Genomic DNA, 16,703 nt, shown 5'->3' on the forward strand with positions numbered 1-16,703 from the left:
TGTCCCATGGTCATGCTGCCCGCCCGGTCATCACCGGGTTGGCCAATGCCGCATCGAGTCCGAGCGACGGGTCGACCGCGACTGCGCGGCTCAACGCCATCACCTTTGCCACCACGCCGTCGATCCGACCGGCCTGCTGGCTCTTTTTCTTGTCCGGCCTGTAGTTGCCGTTGGTGTCGAACAGCAGTGCCACGCTCATGGCGCAGTACCGCAACACCGGGTTGCCGCCATGCGCCATGCGCCGGCCATAGACGAGCTCTTCCAGCGCCTTGCTGCCCGGGTACATGCCGCCGGTGTTCTGCGGGATCTCCACCAGCGGCACGCCGTCTTCCATCAGCTCGTTGCACAGCTGCTGCGCGTTCCAGCGGTCGAAGCCGATCTCTGCGACGTCGAATTCCTGCATGGACCAGCGCACTTTCTCCCGCACCGGGCCGTAGTCGGTCACGTCGCCGGGCGTGGCCACCAGCCAGCCCTCCTCCACCCAGCGCTTGTACGGCGCTGCGTCGTCATGCTCCTGCAGGTCGACCTTGGCTTGCGGGCACCAGAAGAAGGCCAGCACGTGCCAGGTGCCGCCCAGGTCGTCGGGCGGGAACACCAGGACATAGGCGGTCAAGTCGCGCGTGCTGGCCAGATCGAGGCCGCCGAAGCAGCGACGGCCGCGCAGAAGCCGCCAATCGAATGGCTTGCCGCCTTGGTCCCACACCTGCATGTCGAACCAGCCGTTGGCGGTGTTGCACCAGACGTTCAGGTCTTTGGTCAGGAAGTTGACCTTCGCGCCTGGTAGCGCCGCCGCCTTGCGGGCGACACCGCGCATGTACTCCACCGTCTTTGACTTGCCCAGGCCAGGGTTGGCCTTGATCCAGACCCGTTCGTCGAACGGGTCGTCGCCCTCGTCGATGGTGTAGACGTAGCCGAAGAACGAGTCGTCCTGCCGCTTGCCCTCCAACACCGACTGCAGGTAGCCGCGCACCTCGGTGCAGATGCCGTCGAGGATGAACCCGGCGGTGGTGATCGCGCTGAGCAGCGGCTGCGCGCGGGCACCGAAGCCGGACTCCATCACATCCCACTGGTCGCGCGACTTCGCGGCGTGCAGCTCGTCGTACAGCACAGCGGACGGGTTGCGCCCGTCCTGGTTCTCCGCATTGGAGGGCAGCGGCTCGAACACACTGCCGTCCGTCATCTCGATCCGCTCCTGGTTCAGCCCCGCGAAGATGCGGAACGACCTGGCGATGCCGGGCGACACGCGCGCCCAGCGCTGGAAGTTGGACAGCGCCGGCTTGAACACCGTCATGGCCTGTGCCCGGGTGGTGGCCATGGCGTAGACCTCGGCTCCGACCTCGCCATCCATCGAGAACAGGTAGGCCCCTTGCGGCGCCTTCCACGTGCTCTTGCCGTTCTTGCGGGCCACCTCCTCATAGGCCTTCGAAAAGCGCCGCAGGCCGGTACCGGCCCGCAGCCAGCCGTACAGCACGGCCGTCCAGAACTTCTGCCACGGGTCCAGCAGGATCGGCGTGCGCGCCAGCGGCCCTTTCGTGTGAACGAAGAACTTCTCGATGTACGTGATCACATGCCAGGCCTGGGCCGGCATGAATTCCAAACCGCGCTTTGGCCCGTCGATCAGGTCCTGGTAGTGCCGCTGCACCGCCAGGTACACAAGTCGCCCCGTGACGATCTCGCCGCGCAGAACGGGCAGGCCGTAGGCCTCATCCCACTCGTGCAGCTCGGCCGGCGTCAGTGCCGCGAGGCGCTTGCGGGTGAGGTGATAGCGTGGCCGACGACTTCGGCGAACAGGTCGTCCTGCTTGCCCTGGTCGCCCGTGTCCTTTCGAACCCTGGCCAGCGACGGGATCGTGAGACACGCTTTTGGCAACCATTGGCCCAACTCCATCTTCAGCCGCTTCTCGTCGTCGGCCCACGGCGTGGGCGTGGCCCAACCGGTCTTGCTGGTCTGCGTGCGGCCTTTGTCATCGCACTCCGCGCACGCCTTCAGCCAGTCGGCAAAGGTGCGCACGATGATCGCGATCGGCATGCTGGCCGTGAGGTGCTCGATGCCGGCCTCGCGCAGCGTGCCGCAGATGTGCTCGTACAGCGCCAGCTCGTCCGGCGACAGATCCAGCATCGGCGGCGGCTTCGGCGAAGTGATCGCGCCAGGCGCAGACACAACACGGGCCCCACCGACAGCTGGAAGCGCCGCGGTGAAGTTCGTCTTGCCATCCATCGCTTTCAACCTCAAACCCCCGGGGGGTAGTTTTCACTCCGCATAAAAATGGCCCTGGAGGCGCGGTTTCCGCTGGGCACCGGTCAGACTTTCGACCCACCCCTCCCCATGATCCATGCACCGATCAGGTGCGCCGACGGCCGCGCCACCGGCCACGCGTCGACTCGGTCCGACTCTTGGCCTCATGGCAGTCATCGCACAACGCCTGCACGTTGCTGTCGTCATCGGCACCACCTTCAGCCAAGGGCTTGATGTGGTCACGCTGGGTGGCCTCGGTGACGCGGCCGAGCCTCTCGCACTCCACGCACAACGGGCACCGCGCGAACAACTCGGCGCGCATGCGCTGGAGCTTGCGGCCCGTCGTGCGCGGCGTCGCCTTCACGGGCTTGGCCCATGGGTCGCGCTGATGCTCGGCGCATCTACCCGCCTGCACAGCCAGCTTGCGGCAACCTGCGTGGCCACATGGCCTCGGCGCTGCAGTCGGCATATCAGCGCACGCGACCACTCAGGTATGACGTGGGCTCTTCCTCACCATTCGATTCAGTCGCCGCCTCGCCCATCGCTGTGACCAGCGCCTCGTTGCTGGCTGCCAGTCGGTTGATGGCCTGGGTCTGCAGGTGCATAGCCTGGACCAGCCTGGCGATGTTCAGGTTCAAGGATTGATCGGGCTCGCTCATACGCCACCTTGGTCCACTTGGTCAGCCAGGCACGACGTGCGGCGCATCCGGTGCATGGCATAGGACCCCTGCTGTTCAACGCTGCGACCTGGCGCACCAACGAAAAAGCCCGCCGGTCTTGCGACTTGGCGGGCTTTCTGTGGGCGCACCTATCCCCCACGGGGGCGGACGATATCAGAAAAATCGCGCACGTCCACAATTTTTTTAAAGAACGCCGGCCACGACGAGCCGGCGGGTCAAGAGCCTGCGCGCCTCCAGCAACACCGCGCCGCGCTCCATCGGATCACGCGGCAGCCGAGGCGACAGCCACACCTTGCGGCCCGTGTAGCAGTTGCGCGCGATGCAGTACACGGCGGCGCGATACGGCTCCGGCAGGCCACCCTGACCGCGCTCGTCGCCGCTCACATGGAAGTCGACCGCCCGCATCAGCCGCACCTCCAGTTCGCGGTCCAGGATGTCGTCGGCCGAATCCCAGCCGCTGCGGGTGGCCACCTCGCGGAAGGCCGGGTCATCGAGCCTGTCCACGCCGTTGATCGGCTTGTCCTTCATCCAGTGATGCCAGCGCGACAGCACATCGTCGAGCACTGCGTCGGTGTCATGGCCCTCGGAGTCGGCGCGCATCAGCATTGCGGTCCTTTGGTGGTGGCGGCCTGGTCTTTCGCAGCCTCGACAGCAGCGATGACCCGGGCCCGGTATGTACGGAACGGCTCGCCCTGCCCTCGGTTGTATGCCTGCTCGTCCCATGGGCCAACGCCGTGAACGCGGCCCTGCTGCTCCACGCCGCAGCGCTTCTCGGACCAGCGCCATGGCGGTCCTTCAGGCGCGGGCTTGCTGGTGACGGCTGTTGCGCGGCCTGCGTGCTCGGCCTGCGCTCGATCGTGGCGCCGGCTGTTCGGCTGTTCGGGCTTGGATGAGTTATCAACATGCCCCCCGCGACAGCGGGGGGTAAGGGGGGTATTGGTTCTTGATGGTTCTGAAGATTCGGGTGTCATAGCTGTGACACCCTTCTTGTCTTGGTTGACACCCATATTGTTCTGGTTGACACCCATGTGGATAACGTTATCCACAGATTCAGGGTCTGTAACAGAGCCTTCGTCTTCATCAGGAATGGGTGTCAAACTGACACCCATGGTTGGCAGTTCGCCCCCAGCGATCCAGGCTCTGCAGATGCGGTACTCGGCCGTGTCACCGCGCCCACCGCCGCCACCCTTGCGCACAACCTCAAGCCAACCGCGCTCCAGCATCTTGCGAAGCAGCCGCTGCACAGTGGAACGACTCATCTTGGCCTTGTGCGCGAGCAGGTCCAGACTTGGCCATATGTTCGAACCATCATCATGCGCGTGGTCGGCCAAGGCCAAGGCCAGCATGCCCTCGTTGCCGCCGAACGGGTAGCGCTCGAACACAGCATTCATCACACGCACGCTCACGGCCAGCACCTCACCTGCTTGCTCATGACGCCCGCACCGCCGCAGGCTTGCCCGCCATGTTGCTGGCCACGAACGCCGCGTTCAGCTGGTGCAGTGCGCGCATCAGTTCGCCCGTGCTGCGCGTCACGCGGTCCAACTCGTTGTCGGTCGTGCGCCCATCTGCCCGAGCAGCCATCACCTCGGTCATCAGCTCGCCAAACTCGCGTGCAGCGGAGGTCGCGGCGCGCATGCAGTCGTCGTCGTCCACATCCAGCCCCTCGGGCAGCGGCAGCAGCATCTGACCGCAGGCACCCGCAAAGGCAAGCAGGATGCGCAGGTCGCCGGTACGCTGCGTGATCTTCACGGCCGTGGCCAAACCCAGTTTGGCCTGCGGCGTGCCGTTGACCTCCTGCGTCAACGTCGACGCCGCCTTGTCGATGCGCGGCGCAAGCGAGGCAGCGCCGCCGGGATAGTCGGACACGACGTTGAACGCCGCATCCAGGACGCACTGAGGCATCACCAGTCTCCTGTAACGAAGTGAGAGACGCGCGCCCGCGGGCTGTGCACACTGCGCGCATGAAAAGAGAAGAGCCCCCGCACCCCGGCGCCGCCAACACCACGCACCGTCCCGTGCGTGGCAACCATGGCAGCGGAGGAGACAACACCCGCAAGCGGGCGGCACCGGCTGTGGCGGCGCGGAGGCAAAAAGGCGCCCGCCCACCCCTGGCATACGATGGAAGCTCCTACACAACCATCGCCAAGGAGGGCGGACATGGAATATCTTGGGCAGCCGTTCACGATTCAGAACACCGCAGAGCACGGCTGGCAGGTCACCTGGCCAGACTCAGTGATACGGCGCATCAATGGCGAGCCGGTGGAGTCCATTTCGTTCACGGTGCTGATTCCGCGGAATCCGAACCTGACGATGGAGGACGTAGTGGCGTTTTCGAGGAAGCGCGCGGTGGAGCTTCTTCAAGAGGCGATTCGGCCGAACGGCGACGCCCCATAGCGCCGCAATCGCAGATCCACCGCTCATCACTGTCTGCGATCGTGGTCACCCAGATCTGCGCGGTGCGCGCGCATCGCGGGCACGCAAGCGGCGCTTCTGACGGCTCAGGCATGGGCGCCCTCCGACACAGAGGGAGACAAGCAATGCGCGGCGCCTCCCGGACTCAACCCGAGCGCGGCCGCTCGGTCGGCGGGCCTATCGGCCACCAACTCGCCGTTGGTTGCCAACTGCGCTTGGTACTGCCTCCCCTCAGGCACGGAATCCTTTTCAAACCACTCATTGACAGACGGCTGGGAACACCCGAGCGTTCGGGCAATGGCGGCCTGTGACCCGAAGTACGCAAGAAGAGCGGAAGGTTTCATGGGTCAGCATTTTAGGAATACCGATTGTAAAAGCAATAGGTTTACCGAAAACCCACCGAGCCATGATCGACGCGTGCCGAAAAAGCTGGAGCCCGCCCCCCTGTCCACGTTTGGTGGCCGGCTCGCCCATTGGCGGAGGCTGAGGGGCTTCGCAAGCCAAGGCGCGTTTGCCGCAGAGCTGGGGATTCGACAGGGGAGCCTCAGCGAACTTGAGTCAGGCAGATCGAAAAGCCCTTCAGCGGAAGTGCTCGTGCGCGCATGCGAGCTGCTTCAACTCCGCCCGCGCTATCTCTGGCTGGGCGAAGAGCCCGCTGAGCTGCTCAACTTTTCCGACTTGTCGGGCCCAGAAGCTCAGCTGGTGATGATGTTTCGCGGGCTGGCTACCGACGCGGCGCGGCAGGGCCTGCTGATTGATCTGCACGCCAAACAACAGGCTCGAGGGAACACTCCCGCCGCACCTCAGAAGGCGACCGCGTTGGGGGGATCGTCCTTCAATTCGGCAAGCCTCAAAGGCACCGGCACCGAAGGCAAATGACCCCCGAGGGGCGATGCTATCGGCCGGCCCTTCATTTGCAACAAGTCGTAACCCTAAATGGGGTTCAACTTGACGGCGCCTGCAAGGTCGACGAGCGGTGGTTCTGCTCACTGGGAGGTTACGAACACTGCCCTGGCGACGCGAGCGGCTGTCCAAACGCCCTAAAGCGTTGCGATTGACGCATCAGCAAAACTGCTGAAACCGCCGAATGGCACCGTGCCCACGCTGCAACAATTGGCCCTTTTACACAAGGGGGATACATGCCTGGCATTTCTCGATTCAGCCACGTTCTCGCTGTGACTCTGGGTCTGGTGGGATGCGCCACACAGGCGCCTACGAGGCCTGACGGCTCCCCGGTAACACCTGCCGATGCAGGACCACCGCCGACCGATCCGATGGAAGTCATTGGCCCACTACTACGGAACTACTTGAAAGATCCGCACAGCGCTCAGGTGCAAATCGTTGCTGGGCCTGCATTCTTCTTCCATAAAGGCGGGCTCTTTGGTGCGCCAATTTATGGCTGGGGGATTTGCTTTGAAGTCAATGCCAAGAATGGCTTCGGCGCATACACCGGCTTCCGCCGAATGGCTGTTGCCTGGCGTCACGGCACCGTCCAGCGCGTCTATGGCGACATGCGCGACAACGTTTTTGACCAAGCGCTCACGTCCGCCGCCTGCCAGACGATCCGCGACAGCATGACCGCAAACCCACCGAACTCCGCGACCGGTCTGCCACGGTCCAGTCTCTAGTTCTAAACAGAACGCGAGAAAGTTTTCGGTTTACCTATTGACGAAAGTTTAGGTTTACCGATAATTGAGTCTCCTACCCAGGAGGCTCAATGTCCGCATCCCTCGCCACCCGCAACCCAGCTGACGCCAGCACCTGCGCCAGCCGCACCCCCAAGGCCCAGGCCGCCCGCCTGCGCCGCCTGGACGCCCGGATCGTCCGCCGCGCGATGGCCGCCATGGCCATCCACGCCGAAGGCGATGCCCATGCCACCGCCGCAGCACAGGCCCTCACCGAGGCTGAACGCCAGCGCCTTGAAGCACTGGTCGACGCCACCTGCCCGCGCTTCGACCACGCTCTCCAGCAGATGGCCATTGCCTGCCGCCTGCGTGCTGTCATTCAACGCGATGGCGGTGCAGCATGAACACGGCACAGCTTTCCTACCCTCTCACGCTGCCCGCAGGCGCCAGTGAACCAGCGAAGACCGCCAGCGCTTCGCGGCCCCTCGGCACCCTCGACAAGCAGCTTGCGCACTTCTATCAACCCTCTCACGCTGCCCGCAGGCGCCAGTGAACCAGCGAAGACCGCCAGCGCTTCGCGGCCCCTCGGCACCCTCGACAAGCAGCTTGCGCACTTCTATCTCGTCCAGATCGAGCAGAAGCAGCAGCACAAGACGCACCTGAACGCGCTCCTGGACCGCCGCAAGCGCACGCGCGGCCACCGGGATTGGCAGACCGAAGATGCCATGCGCGCCGGCGCCTACGCGCTGGAATATGTGATTGAGTCGTACGTCGACACCGTGCGGGCCCGCGGCTGTCTGCTCCACGTCGGGTGCCTGCCATGATCGGCACCCAGCCTACCGGCGCGATCGCGGGCGCCGTCGTCTCCACCGTGTCGCACGAGGGTCTGTCGGTCCACGTCGACGGCAAGCCCGCGCGTCTGGCCATCGTGCTCGATGACGGCACGATAGTGAGCGCAGGCCCCGCCGTGGCGCGGGAGGTCGAGGCAGTGGCCATCAACGGCTACCGCGCCATGCTCAAGGCGCAGGGCTTCCTGCGCACCTACGGCCAGCCGATTGCGGTCGGCGCAGGAGGCGCAGCATGACGCGCAGCCCCACCCTCCCAGTTGGTGGGCGCGGCAGGCGCAGGGCTTCCTGCGCACCTACGGCCAGCCGATTGCGGTCGGCGCAGGAGGCGCAGCATGACGCGCAGCCCCACCCTCCCAGTTGGTGGGCGCGACGCCCTGGCCCAGGTCGCGCGCTACATCCTGGCGGCCCTCATCGGCATCGCCCTGGGCAGCGTCTACCGCCTCGACGCGGTGTCGGCCCGCCCGACCGCAGACGCTGAGCCGGCCGCGCGCCTGCAGCACGCCATGCTGTTGGTCCAACAGGCCGAGCGCGAACGCGCAGAGGCCTTGCGCGATGCGCAGCGCGCCTGCCGGGCCGCGCGCGGCACCGATGCCGTGATGTTCACCACACCCGAGGGCCACCTCGTGTGCCGCCGCCGGACGCCCGCGCTATGACCGCCTTCCTCATCGATCCCAACGTGGTGGCCTTGGCCATCGCCATCGTGGTGGTTGGCGCCCTGCTCGCGCTGCTGCTGATGCTCACCCTGGAGCCAACGGCCGGCGACCGCTTCGAGCGCGCCGCCGCCCAGGAGCGCGCCGAGACGGACGCCATGCACCGCCTGCTCGACCGCCTGGACTACGACCACCGCGTGAAGAGGCCTTGCGCGATGCGCAGCGCGCCTGCCGGGCCGCGCGCGGCACCGATGCCGTGATGTTCACCACACCCGAGGGCCACCTCGTGTGCCGCCGCCGGACGCCCGCGCTATGACCGCCTTCCTCATCGATCCCAACGTGGTGGCTTTGAGCATCGCCATCGTGGTGGTTGGCGCCCTGCTCGCGCTGCTGCTGCTGCTCACCCTGGAGCCCACGGCCGGCGACCGCTTCGAGCGCGCCGCCGCCCAGGAGCGCGCCGAGACGGACGCCATGCACCGCCTGCTCGACCGCCTGGACTACGACCACCGCGTGCTGCTGCCGCCCGAGTCGGCGCGCCAGCTGCCGCCCTTGCTTTCCAACCAAAGCGCCGCCGCGCGCACACGCCAATGAGACCTTTCAACCTCCTGCTGGTCGACCTGAACGCCGGCCAGACCAACGCCACGCTGTCCGCCCACATGGAAGAGCTGCTGCAGGCCGTGAAGAAGCACGGCCGGCCCGGCACGCTGACCGTGAAGCTGAAAGTGGCGCCCGCCGGCAAGGGCCAGGCTGACGTGGACAAGGTGCTGGTGGCGTGCGAGTCCCAGATCTCGTTGCCCAAGCCCGAGCAACCGACCGACTTCTTCTGGATGACCGACGACGCCGAGYTGTCGCGCAAACACCCCAAGCAGCGCGAGCTGCAGCTGCAGGACGTGTCCTCGCACGGCGCCACCAATGCGCCGCTGACGGCCGCCGCCACTGCGGCCGTCGCAGCCGCAGAGCCCAGCAGCTTCACGCCAGCCACACCCGTGGCCGCACTCGTCCAGGCCGTCGCCAACGGCGCGCCGACCACCTTCACGCCGCCCGATGACGACGGTGTGATCCAACCCCTGGCCTGAATGGCCKCCACCCAGGAAGCACCATGACGCCCACCCCCCAAGACGGCAACGACAACACCGCCAGCACGCTGCAGATTGCCGCCGTGCTCACCGAACTCACGGCAGCCGCCATCGCACCCGTGCAGGTCGGCAACAACCACTTCGTGATCTTGCCGCCGGGCTACGAGCACAAGGACATCACCGACCTGGTGGCCAAGACCAAGGACACGCCCGCGCGCAAGAGCGGCACGACCGTGGTGCATGACGTGCCCAGCCTGCTGCTGCTGTGCGCTGACCGCGCGCAGGAGCACGCCGACGCTCAGGGCTACATCTACGCCGACCTCACCGGCCGCGCCATCACCGCGGTGTGGAACGACCAGCGCCAGGCACACACGCCCGGCTGGCGCGATCACCGCGCGGTCTTCAAGGCCGAGCTGACGCCCGAGTTCAAGCGCTGGATCGAAAACGACCGCAAGCAGATGTCGCAAGAGACGTTCGCCGAGTTCATCGAGGACAACGCTGTCGATCTCCCCGAGGCGACGCTGCTGCTGGAGGTGGCCGGCACCCTGCAGGCCAAGACCGACGTGCAGTTCCGCAGCGCTCGCCGGCTGGACAACGGCCAGGTGCAGCTCGGCTACACCGAGACGATCAACACCACCGCCGGCGCCGAAGGCGCTCTCACCGTGCCGAAGGAGTTCAAGGTCGGCGTGCGCATCTTCAAGAACGGCAGCGGCTACCTGATCAACGCACGCCTGAAGTACCGGCTGCTGCAGGGCGCCGTGAAGTTCTTCTACGAGCTGGACCGCCCCGAGCGTGCCGTGGAACTGGCCTTCGAGGGCTACGTAAAAGAGGTGCGCGAGAAGTCCGGGTACACCCCGATCCTGGCCGGCGCATCAGGACCACACCATGAGCAAAACGTTTCAGATCGAACTCGGCGCGCGCGTGCGCATTGACTGCAGCGGCGAGGAAGGCGAAGTTCGCGGCCGCGCTGAGTATGTCGACGCGGAGAGCACCTACTTCGTGCACTACAAGGCCGCCGACGGCCGCGCAACCGAAGCCTGGTGGCGCGAGACCGCGCTGACCACCATCAGCTGACAGGAGACACGCCATGACCATGCGTCATACCGGCATCGTGCACATGCGCAAGTCCAAGCCCACAGGCATCGTGTCGGCATCGGGCACGTTCGTCGCCACGCTTCCGGTGCTGGACGCATGGGGAACCCATGCACGCGAGCCCTGGCGGCTCATCTGGGCGGGCGACGAGGCCCGCGCCTGGTGGGACCGCGAGGGCCACACGCTGCAACCCGGCGACACCCTGCAGGTGGAGCTGGAGAAGGTGCGCGTGGATCTGGGCGGGCGACGAGGCCCGCGCCTGGTGGGACCGCGAGGGCCACACGCTGCAACCCGGCGACACCCTGCAGGTGGAGCTGGAGAAGGTGCGCGTGCACGCCGAAGGCAAGGGCTGGGACGCCAAAACCGAGATCCACGCGCACGTCCTGACGGCGCATCTGGTCAAGCGCGCCAAGAACGAAATGGCGACCGCGTGATCGCGCGGCCCGCCCACACACATCACCACATGTCACACCACGCGACCCCCACCATCATCGCCCTCGCGGGCTACGCCGGCGCGGGCAAGGACTCCGCCGCCGACATCCTGGTGAAGCATGCCGGCTTCCACAAGATCGCCTTCGCCGACGCGCTGCGCGGCGAGGTGGCGCGAGGCTTCAACGTATCACGCGACTTGCTGGAAGACCGATCCAAGAAGGAGCTGCCGCAGGCCGCGCTCGCCCTGCGCTACGCGCCCGCCGAATTCCTGGGCTCACTGTTGCGCACCGAGCACGGCAATCTGCATCTGGACGAGCCCCGCACGCCGCGCACGATCCTCCAGCTATGGGGGACCGAGTACCGCCGCAGCCAGCACCCGGAGTACTGGGTGCGGCAGATGACGGCCGAGCTGCGCACGCGCGCCATGTGGGGGCTGCGCCGCTTCGTGATCACCGACTGCCGGTTCGCAAACGAGGCGGCGTATGTGCGCCGCGCGGCCGGCTTGGTCTGGCAGATCGCGCGCCCCGGACTGAACGCCGGTACCACGCCCGAGGGCCAGCACCAGAGCGCCGCGGACGGCAGCGGGTTCGCACCCGAAGTGGTGCTGCACAACTTCGGCACGCTGGCCGATCTGCGCGACAGAGTTCTGTCGGCCTGGTGGTCGCACGAGGCCGGCGCATCGGTGACAGCCGTGGTCGCGGGAGCCACGGCATGAGCCACCCATCCCTTAACGCGATCTTCGAGCGCTGCACCGAAGAAGGCGACTGCTGGCTTTGGCAGGACGGCGTGAACGGCGCTGGCTGGCCCTCGATCAGCATCGGCGGCCGCACACAGTACGTGCGCCGGGTGGTTCGCGGCATGATGGACGGCGAGCCCGTGCCAGCGCGCATGCGCGTGCCGGCCAAGTGCGGCCAGCGCCTGTGCGTCTCGCCCTACTGCTCCATCGTCTGCACGCACCGCACCTCGCACAGGATGGCCGCCGAGCGCGGCGCCTTCGGCCGGCCAGACGCCATCCTGCGCACCACCTTGCGCCAGCGGGCGCAGTCAGCCTACAGCGACGAGCTGGTCTCTCAGATTCGGACATCCGAGGAAGACACCGCGACGGTGTGTCAACGCACCGGCATGTCATCCAGCCACGTGCGCCGCATTCGCTCCGGCGAAGCGCGCCGGGACCTGTCGAACCCACTGAATGGACTGGGGGCCCGCGCATGAAAACCGCTCATCGCCTCGCGTCCATCGCCAAGCGCAACGCACCGGTGCAACCTTCCAAGTTCTGGCGCGCGCCGCTCCCCGCCTCCAAGCAGACCGACGCCAAGATCATCCACTGGGACCTGATCGACCGCTTCACCAATGGCAGCGCGAACGAGGCCGACATGTGGGACTGGATCGAAACCGGCTTCGTCTACAGCCACATGATGTACCTGCTGGCCAGCGAGGAGGCCATGCAGTTCTCACCCGAGGCCATTGCAGCTGTCGCCGAGCAGCTGCAGACCTATGCGACCGTCACGAAGCGCTACAACACCACCGGCCGGGCCTGCTTCGCCGGCGCAGAGCTTCTGGCCGCGCGCGCTGCAGCCAACGTGATGGACAGCGTGATCGAGCTTGACCGCCACGGCATCGCCGAGCGGGCCGGCCTGTGGGCGCAAGGGCAAACACGCCGCCTGATGAATCGCTTCGGGAGCGCAGCATGAAAGCACACGACGCGGCCGGCCTCGTTCGCCAGTGGGAAGACTGCATTGCCCCTCACGACTTGCCACGATGGGCCGAGGCCGCAGCTCTGACGCTGCGCGCTCTGGTCGCCCAGCCCGCCCTACGTACTGAGGAAGATGGTGGGACCGCGCGGGCGGCCTTCGAGGCCCGGTTCTCGGCCGAGCCGCACGGGCTTCGCATGGACCGCTGGGGCAGCCGAGCCGCACTGTGAGGAAGATGGTGGGACCGCGCGGGCGGCCTTCGAGGCCCGGTTCTCGGCCGAGCCGCACGGGCTTCGCATGGACCGCTGGGGCAGCCGAGCCGCACTCGCCGGCGAGTACAAGAGCTTCCAAACCCAGTTCGCCTGGGAGGGCTACCAGGCTGGCCGGGCCGCCCCTGGTGCTGCTGCGGCTGCGCCGACTTCGGCCGACACCGAGCGCCTGGACTGGCTGGAGGCAAGAGGCCATAAATCGTGGGGTAGCGACTACAGGGTCTTGTCCGTCAAGTGGATGGCCATCACCTCGCTCCGCGAAGCCATCGACGCAGCCCGCGCCGCCAATTTTGGATGTGTGGGAGGTGCACATGGCTGAGCGTCCGATCCTGTTCTCGGCGCCGATGGTGCGCGCGCTGATGGCCAGCACCAAGACGCAGACGCGGCGCGTGTGCAAGCCAGCCCAGGCCGCCGCTCTGTCTCACGTCGTGGAAGTGCCCGATCCGGCCGAGCGCGGGCAGGTCTACAACGGCAGCACCTTCGGCGATGAGGAAGGCGAGGCGCAATTCGCCTGCCCGTACGGTGGCCGCGGCGACAGGCTGTGGGTGCGCGAGACGTTCGGCCGCCCTTGGCACCATGCTCAGCCGCGGTTCTTCTACCGCGCCACCGACGACGAGAAGGTCGGTTGGCATCCAGACTTCGACGGCTGGACGCCGAGCATCCACATGCCCCGCGCGGCTTGCCGCCTGGTGCTTGAAGTCACCGAGGTTCGCGTCGAGCGGCTGCAGGACATCAGCCGCGGGGACGCGATGGCCGAAGGCTGCCCGTTCCAGAACATGGCCCAAGGCCCCGACCCGCGCCAGTGGTATGCCGAGCTGTGGGACCAGATCAACGGCGCCGGCAGCTGGGCGGCCAACCCCTGGGTGTGGGCCGTCAGCTTCAAGGCCGTCCCATCACCAGCGGAGGAACAAAGAAATGGCTGAGACCACGCAGATGCGCGTCGAGCACATCGGCGACGCCACCCTGTATCTGGGCGACTGCATGGAAGTCTTGCCCCAGCTGGCCAAGGCCGACGCGGTCATCACGGACCCGCCGTATGGCATCGGCGCCAGCGCCGGCACGGGGAAGTACGGCCGCCTGAAAATCGAAGCGGGCCAGGATCTTGGCTGGGACAACTGCGTGCCGGCCGAAGAAGCGCTGCGCGCGGTTGTCACCGCCGGGGAGCGCGCGGTTGTCTTCGGCGGCAACTACTTCGGCCTCGGACCCAGCCGGAACTTTCTGATCTGGGACAAGGGCGCCGGCTTCAAAAACCGCGACTTCGCCGAATGCGAGATGGCCTGGTGCTCGTGGGATGCGAATGCCCGCGTGCTCACCTACGACCCCCTGGCCCGCGGCGACTACCGGGACAAGCAGCACCCGACCCAGAAGCCGGTGGCGGTCATGGCCTGGGCCATCCAGCACGCCGGCAAGGCCGACCTGATCCTTGACCCCTACATGGGCAGCGGGAGCACCGGCGTGGCCGCGATCAAGCTCGGCCGAAAGTTCATCGGTATCGAGCGCGAGCCAAGGTACTTCGACATCGCCTGCCGACGCATCGAGCAGGCGACCAAGCAAGGCCAACTGTTCGAACCAGCTGCAGCTCAGCCGGTCCAGATGGGCCTGGAGGTCGGGTAATGCAGACCCGCACCCAATCTGCGATCGAGGCCGGCGCAAACGTGCTGGTCGGCTACCTGGTGGCCCTGGCGTCCCAGCTGCTGGTCTTCCCGCTGTTCGGCATCCACATCCCGTTCAGCAGCAACCTGGCGATCGGCGCCTGGTTCACGGCCATCAGCCTGGTGCGCAGCTACGTGCTGCGCCGCTGGTTCAACGGGCTGCGGTTCCGCACCGCGCCCACCAAGTCCAACCCTACCCGCTGAAGGATCGAAATGCTGAAGCAATCCACCATCCAGCAACGCGGCGCTGTGACCTTCCCTGAATTCACGGGCGAGCGCGTCTACATGCTGCCGTTCAGAAAGGCTGAAGGTCTGCCGTTCGACCTCGCGCGCTGGCAGCCCACCGTTGACGCCATGCTCGATGGCATCGATGTCGCCAGTCCGATCTACCTGATGATCGACCAAGGCGTTGTCCAGCCAGGCGCGACGCATCGCCGGCCGGGCGTCCACATCGATGGGTACTGGAGGCCAGAGATCGCAGCGCACGGCCAGCCGGCCCCCAGGCCAGGACACGGCCACCAGCCGCCGGAGCCGTGGCGACCCCATGTGTTCACCAGCTCTTGGGACCACCAGCCGCCAGGGCCGACATGGGTTTACGCTGGTAGCCACGGGCAGCACGTCACCAGCCGTCGCCAACGCGAAGCCATCATCTTGGCAAGCAGCGTTCAAGGTGGCGCAGCCTGGGTCGGACAGTACGACGGAGAGCCCGGCGAAGGCGGGGACTTCAGTCACCTGGACCTGGCCAGCCTCGCCGAGGTGCCCATGGGCGCAGGCTTCGTGTGGGCCGGCGATGCGATGACCACGCTGCACGCATCGGTGCCACTGGCCCGCGCTACGCCTCGCACGCTGGTCCGGCTGAACGTCCCGGGCTGGGTTCCCACCTGACTTTCCAACCCTCTGCCGACGATGACCTTACGACTTACTGTTGCCCGCCTTGTCGAGCACCGAGCGCAGCCAATCCACGCCGCCCAGGGCTTCCCAGGTTGCACGCTGATCCGGCGTGCACCTGGTGACAAATGGGCTGTCGATCCGAGACCGATCCACCCTAGCGCACGCAAATGGGCTGTCGATCCGAGACCGATCCACCCTAGCGCACGCCGCGCGCATCGTCCGAATCGCAGCGGCCAACACGGCCAAGCCGCTCGGCTGATTCCCATCACCTGCCGACGATGACCYTACGACTTACTGTTGCCCGCCTTGTCGAGCACCGAGCGCAGCCAATCCACGCCGCCCAGGGCTTCCCAGGTTGCACGCTGATCCGGCGTGCACCTGGTGGCCGGGATTGTGGCCGTGCGGTCCGTCTTGATGCTGCCCTCGGGCCGGCCGATCACCAGGTTGACAAACTTGCCTTCGCCCAATCGGCCATAGGCCACGCTGGCCGGCTTGCCGCGCGTCTTGGACGGCGCGTTGATGATGGTGCGATTGGCCAGGGCGACGACGGCAGACAAGGCCGCGTCATCCGGCACTTCGGTGACGGCCAGCGCGGCGGCTGCTGGGGGGGACGCGATCCATTGAGCATCCATGCTGGCTCGCGCGTTGATCCGGAGGTAGACGACTTTCATGGCTATCCCTCAGGCGGCCAGCAGGGCTTGATCGGCGGCGATGTCGCGTTCGAAGATCGCGATGGCACTGGCGTTGGTCAGGGTCGGCAGCGTAGCCAGGGCCTTTTCCAGGCGGGCGCGCACTTTGGACTCGGGGACGGGACGGCCGTCTGCCTGGCGGAGCATGCGGTCCAGGTGGGCAGGAGTCTTGGCAGCCACAGGTGCAGCGGTCTTGGCAATCCACTTCTCATGCGGGTTGTAGCCTTCGCCGCCCTCGTTTTGCACGTCGTTCCAGGCCTTCCAGGCGGGGTTGATGGTGTGGCTGTTGCTCATCTTGATCTCCTGCGGCTGCACCGTGCTGCCGATGAGTTTATTGTAATGCAGAAAACTGAGATTGCAAGGAATTTTTTGTGATGCAGTTAAATAACATTGGCACCATGACCAACCAAACAGAACAAGGCGCGGCCGTCCTGCGCGCGATCTTGGACTTTGCGTCCAAT

At 66.4% G+C, this 16,703-nt stretch carries 29 protein-coding genes; 20 read left to right on the forward strand and 9 right to left on the reverse strand.

Annotated elements, in window-relative coordinates; translation table 11 throughout:
• Positions 1 to 10: 10 nt before the first annotated feature.
• From ASF44_RS23805 to ASF44_RS23830, 7 genes are all read right to left on the reverse strand, one after another.
• Positions 11 to 1,654: a terminase large subunit gene (locus ASF44_RS23805; RefSeq protein ID WP_235579330.1), complete on the reverse strand. Its 1,644-nt coding sequence runs from the start codon at positions 1,652 to 1,654 to the stop codon at positions 11 to 13.
• A 77-nt stretch (positions 1,655 to 1,731) separates the two neighbouring features.
• Positions 1,732 to 2,217, reverse strand: a complete 486-nt coding sequence (locus ASF44_RS32980) for a P27 family phage terminase small subunit (RefSeq protein ID WP_056901727.1) — start codon at positions 2,215 to 2,217, stop codon at positions 1,732 to 1,734.
• Between the two features lie 124 nt (positions 2,218 to 2,341).
• Complete coding sequence (locus ASF44_RS23815) at positions 2,342 to 2,599, reverse strand: HNH endonuclease (protein WP_235579323.1); 258 nt, start codon at positions 2,597 to 2,599, stop codon at positions 2,342 to 2,344.
• 106 nt (positions 2,600 to 2,705) lie between these two features.
• A complete protein-coding gene (locus ASF44_RS23820; RefSeq protein ID WP_056901729.1) occupies positions 2,706 to 2,894 on the reverse strand; it encodes a hypothetical protein in 189 nt (62 codons plus the stop codon).
• Positions 2,895 to 3,098: 204 nt separating this feature from the next.
• On the reverse strand, positions 3,099 to 3,521 hold the full coding sequence (locus ASF44_RS23825; RefSeq protein ID WP_056901730.1) for a hypothetical protein: 423 nt from the start codon (positions 3,519 to 3,521) through the stop codon (positions 3,099 to 3,101).
• Entirely contained in the window at positions 3,515 to 4,330 is an 816-nt protein-coding gene (locus ASF44_RS32040) for a helix-turn-helix domain-containing protein (RefSeq protein ID WP_235579324.1), read from the reverse strand. The genes ASF44_RS23825 and ASF44_RS32040 overlap by 7 nt, the downstream gene beginning before the upstream one ends.
• Before the next feature lie 13 nt (positions 4,331 to 4,343).
• Positions 4,344 to 4,817, reverse strand: coding sequence for a phage regulatory CII family protein (locus ASF44_RS23830; protein WP_056901731.1), 474 nt, complete (start codon positions 4,815 to 4,817; stop codon positions 4,344 to 4,346).
• A 255-nt stretch (positions 4,818 to 5,072) separates the two neighbouring features.
• Here ASF44_RS23830 and ASF44_RS23835 point away from each other — a divergent pair, with 255 nt between their 5' ends.
• Entirely contained in the window at positions 5,073 to 5,309 is a 237-nt protein-coding gene (locus tag ASF44_RS23835) for a hypothetical protein (RefSeq protein ID WP_056901732.1), read from the forward strand.
• A gap of 104 nt (positions 5,310 to 5,413) precedes the next feature.
• On the opposite strand, the gene ASF44_RS33295 is transcribed toward ASF44_RS23835, so the two are convergent.
• On the reverse strand, positions 5,414 to 5,671 hold the full coding sequence (locus ASF44_RS33295; protein ID WP_082525000.1) for a Cro/CI family transcriptional regulator: 258 nt from the start codon (positions 5,669 to 5,671) through the stop codon (positions 5,414 to 5,416).
• Between the two features lie 73 nt (positions 5,672 to 5,744).
• Between ASF44_RS33295 and ASF44_RS31290 the strand changes: the two genes are divergently transcribed.
• From ASF44_RS31290 to ASF44_RS23920, 19 genes are all read left to right on the forward strand, one after another.
• Entirely contained in the window at positions 5,745 to 6,206 is a 462-nt protein-coding gene (locus ASF44_RS31290) for a helix-turn-helix domain-containing protein (protein ID WP_162243865.1), read from the forward strand.
• A 395-nt stretch (positions 6,207 to 6,601) separates the two neighbouring features.
• Entirely contained in the window at positions 6,602 to 6,955 is a 354-nt protein-coding gene (locus tag ASF44_RS32045; protein ID WP_156374648.1) for a hypothetical protein, read from the forward strand.
• A gap of 89 nt (positions 6,956 to 7,044) precedes the next feature.
• On the forward strand, positions 7,045 to 7,356 hold the full coding sequence (locus ASF44_RS23845; protein ID WP_056901734.1) for a hypothetical protein: 312 nt from the start codon (positions 7,045 to 7,047) through the stop codon (positions 7,354 to 7,356).
• Positions 7,357 to 7,458: 102 nt separating this feature from the next.
• On the forward strand, positions 7,459 to 7,776 hold the full coding sequence (locus ASF44_RS23850; protein ID WP_056901735.1) for a hypothetical protein: 318 nt from the start codon (positions 7,459 to 7,461) through the stop codon (positions 7,774 to 7,776).
• The gene (locus tag ASF44_RS23855; protein ID WP_056901736.1) at positions 7,773 to 8,036 is read left to right on the forward strand and encodes a hypothetical protein; all 264 of its coding nucleotides are present in this window, start codon (positions 7,773 to 7,775) and stop codon (positions 8,034 to 8,036) included. Before ASF44_RS23850 ends, ASF44_RS23855 begins: the two co-directional genes overlap by 4 nt.
• Positions 8,037 to 8,132: 96 nt before the next feature.
• The gene (locus ASF44_RS23860) at positions 8,133 to 8,453 is read left to right on the forward strand and encodes a hypothetical protein (RefSeq protein WP_056901737.1); all 321 of its coding nucleotides are present in this window, start codon (positions 8,133 to 8,135) and stop codon (positions 8,451 to 8,453) included.
• Positions 8,450 to 8,710, forward strand: coding sequence for a hypothetical protein (locus tag ASF44_RS23865; protein ID WP_056901738.1), 261 nt, complete (start codon positions 8,450 to 8,452; stop codon positions 8,708 to 8,710). Before ASF44_RS23860 ends, ASF44_RS23865 begins: the two co-directional genes overlap by 4 nt.
• Positions 8,711 to 8,762: 52 nt before the next feature.
• Entirely contained in the window at positions 8,763 to 9,041 is a 279-nt protein-coding gene (locus tag ASF44_RS23870) for a hypothetical protein (RefSeq protein ID WP_056901739.1), read from the forward strand.
• The gene (locus ASF44_RS23875) at positions 9,038 to 9,526 is read left to right on the forward strand and encodes a hypothetical protein (RefSeq protein WP_056901740.1); all 489 of its coding nucleotides are present in this window, start codon (positions 9,038 to 9,040) and stop codon (positions 9,524 to 9,526) included. Before ASF44_RS23870 ends, ASF44_RS23875 begins: the two co-directional genes overlap by 4 nt.
• 23 nt (positions 9,527 to 9,549) lie before the next feature.
• On the forward strand, positions 9,550 to 10,458 hold the full coding sequence (locus tag ASF44_RS23880) for a DUF2303 family protein (protein WP_056901741.1): 909 nt from the start codon (positions 9,550 to 9,552) through the stop codon (positions 10,456 to 10,458).
• Positions 10,412 to 10,600 carry a hypothetical protein gene (locus tag ASF44_RS23885; RefSeq protein WP_056901742.1) on the forward strand — a complete coding sequence of 63 codons (189 nt, stop codon included), beginning with the start codon at positions 10,412 to 10,414 and terminating at the stop codon, positions 10,598 to 10,600. The genes ASF44_RS23880 and ASF44_RS23885 overlap by 47 nt, the downstream gene beginning before the upstream one ends.
• Positions 10,601 to 10,926: 326 nt before the next feature.
• Entirely contained in the window at positions 10,927 to 11,052 is a 126-nt protein-coding gene (locus tag ASF44_RS33125) for a hypothetical protein (protein ID WP_255358219.1), read from the forward strand.
• On the forward strand, positions 11,049 to 11,765 hold the full coding sequence (locus ASF44_RS23890) for a hypothetical protein (protein ID WP_156374649.1): 717 nt from the start codon (positions 11,049 to 11,051) through the stop codon (positions 11,763 to 11,765). The genes ASF44_RS33125 and ASF44_RS23890 overlap by 4 nt, the downstream gene beginning before the upstream one ends.
• The gene (locus tag ASF44_RS23895) at positions 11,762 to 12,262 is read left to right on the forward strand and encodes a hypothetical protein (RefSeq protein ID WP_056901744.1); all 501 of its coding nucleotides are present in this window, start codon (positions 11,762 to 11,764) and stop codon (positions 12,260 to 12,262) included. Before ASF44_RS23890 ends, ASF44_RS23895 begins: the two co-directional genes overlap by 4 nt.
• Complete coding sequence (locus ASF44_RS23900; RefSeq protein WP_056901745.1) at positions 12,259 to 12,741, forward strand: hypothetical protein; 483 nt, start codon at positions 12,259 to 12,261, stop codon at positions 12,739 to 12,741. The genes ASF44_RS23895 and ASF44_RS23900 overlap by 4 nt, the downstream gene beginning before the upstream one ends.
• 580 nt (positions 12,742 to 13,321) lie before the next feature.
• Positions 13,322 to 13,933, forward strand: a complete 612-nt coding sequence (locus ASF44_RS23905) for a hypothetical protein (RefSeq protein ID WP_082525006.1) — start codon at positions 13,322 to 13,324, stop codon at positions 13,931 to 13,933.
• Entirely contained in the window at positions 13,926 to 14,624 is a 699-nt protein-coding gene (locus ASF44_RS33175) for a DNA methyltransferase (protein WP_056901747.1), read from the forward strand. The genes ASF44_RS23905 and ASF44_RS33175 overlap by 8 nt, the downstream gene beginning before the upstream one ends.
• Positions 14,624 to 14,866, forward strand: a complete 243-nt coding sequence (locus ASF44_RS23915) for a hypothetical protein (RefSeq protein WP_056901748.1) — start codon at positions 14,624 to 14,626, stop codon at positions 14,864 to 14,866. The genes ASF44_RS33175 and ASF44_RS23915 overlap by 1 nt, the downstream gene beginning before the upstream one ends.
• 9 nt (positions 14,867 to 14,875) lie before the next feature.
• On the forward strand, positions 14,876 to 15,547 hold the full coding sequence (locus ASF44_RS23920; RefSeq protein ID WP_056901749.1) for a hypothetical protein: 672 nt from the start codon (positions 14,876 to 14,878) through the stop codon (positions 15,545 to 15,547).
• 686 nt (positions 15,548 to 16,233) lie between these two features.
• On the opposite strand, the gene ASF44_RS32990 is transcribed toward ASF44_RS23920, so the two are convergent.
• The coding region (locus ASF44_RS32990; RefSeq protein ID WP_235579325.1) for a hypothetical protein at positions 16,234 to 16,703 on the reverse strand (470 nt) is incomplete at its 5' end.

It is taken from the genome of Pseudorhodoferax sp. Leaf274 (assembly GCF_001422445.1).
Classification (GTDB): Bacteria; Pseudomonadota; Gammaproteobacteria; order Burkholderiales; family Burkholderiaceae_C; genus Pseudorhodoferax.

Excerpts from the sequence above, each read along its gene's own strand:
- ASF44_RS32980 (WP_056901727.1), bottom strand. The coding sequence starts at position 2,217 with ATGGATGGCAAGACGAACTTCACCGCGGCGCTTCCAGCTGTCGGTGGG.
- ASF44_RS23820 (WP_056901729.1), bottom strand. The coding sequence starts at position 2,894 with ATGAGCGAGCCCGATCAATCCTTGAACCTGAACATCGCCAGGCTGGTC.
- ASF44_RS23825 (WP_056901730.1), bottom strand. The coding sequence starts at position 3,521 with ATGCTGATGCGCGCCGACTCCGAGGGCCATGACACCGACGCAGTGCTC.
- ASF44_RS23830 (WP_056901731.1), bottom strand. The coding sequence starts at position 4,817 with ATGCCTCAGTGCGTCCTGGATGCGGCGTTCAACGTCGTGTCCGACTAT.
- ASF44_RS23835 (WP_056901732.1), top strand. The coding sequence starts at position 5,073 with ATGGAATATCTTGGGCAGCCGTTCACGATTCAGAACACCGCAGAGCAC.
- ASF44_RS33295 (WP_082525000.1), bottom strand. The coding sequence starts at position 5,671 with ATGAAACCTTCCGCTCTTCTTGCGTACTTCGGGTCACAGGCCGCCATT.
- ASF44_RS32045 (WP_156374648.1), top strand. The coding sequence starts at position 6,602 with ATGGAAGTCATTGGCCCACTACTACGGAACTACTTGAAAGATCCGCAC.
- ASF44_RS23845 (WP_056901734.1), top strand. The coding sequence starts at position 7,045 with ATGTCCGCATCCCTCGCCACCCGCAACCCAGCTGACGCCAGCACCTGC.
- ASF44_RS23855 (WP_056901736.1), top strand. The coding sequence starts at position 7,773 with ATGATCGGCACCCAGCCTACCGGCGCGATCGCGGGCGCCGTCGTCTCC.
- ASF44_RS23860 (WP_056901737.1), top strand. The coding sequence starts at position 8,133 with ATGACGCGCAGCCCCACCCTCCCAGTTGGTGGGCGCGACGCCCTGGCC.
- ASF44_RS23865 (WP_056901738.1), top strand. The coding sequence starts at position 8,450 with ATGACCGCCTTCCTCATCGATCCCAACGTGGTGGCCTTGGCCATCGCC.
- ASF44_RS23870 (WP_056901739.1), top strand. The coding sequence starts at position 8,763 with ATGACCGCCTTCCTCATCGATCCCAACGTGGTGGCTTTGAGCATCGCC.
- ASF44_RS23880 (WP_056901741.1), top strand. The coding sequence starts at position 9,550 with ATGACGCCCACCCCCCAAGACGGCAACGACAACACCGCCAGCACGCTG.
- ASF44_RS23885 (WP_056901742.1), top strand. The coding sequence starts at position 10,412 with ATGAGCAAAACGTTTCAGATCGAACTCGGCGCGCGCGTGCGCATTGAC.
- ASF44_RS23895 (WP_056901744.1), top strand. The coding sequence starts at position 11,762 with ATGAGCCACCCATCCCTTAACGCGATCTTCGAGCGCTGCACCGAAGAA.
- ASF44_RS23900 (WP_056901745.1), top strand. The coding sequence starts at position 12,259 with ATGAAAACCGCTCATCGCCTCGCGTCCATCGCCAAGCGCAACGCACCG.
- ASF44_RS23905 (WP_082525006.1), top strand. The coding sequence starts at position 13,322 with ATGGCTGAGCGTCCGATCCTGTTCTCGGCGCCGATGGTGCGCGCGCTG.
- ASF44_RS33175 (WP_056901747.1), top strand. The coding sequence starts at position 13,926 with ATGGCTGAGACCACGCAGATGCGCGTCGAGCACATCGGCGACGCCACC.
- ASF44_RS23915 (WP_056901748.1), top strand. The coding sequence starts at position 14,624 with ATGCAGACCCGCACCCAATCTGCGATCGAGGCCGGCGCAAACGTGCTG.
- ASF44_RS23920 (WP_056901749.1), top strand. The coding sequence starts at position 14,876 with ATGCTGAAGCAATCCACCATCCAGCAACGCGGCGCTGTGACCTTCCCT.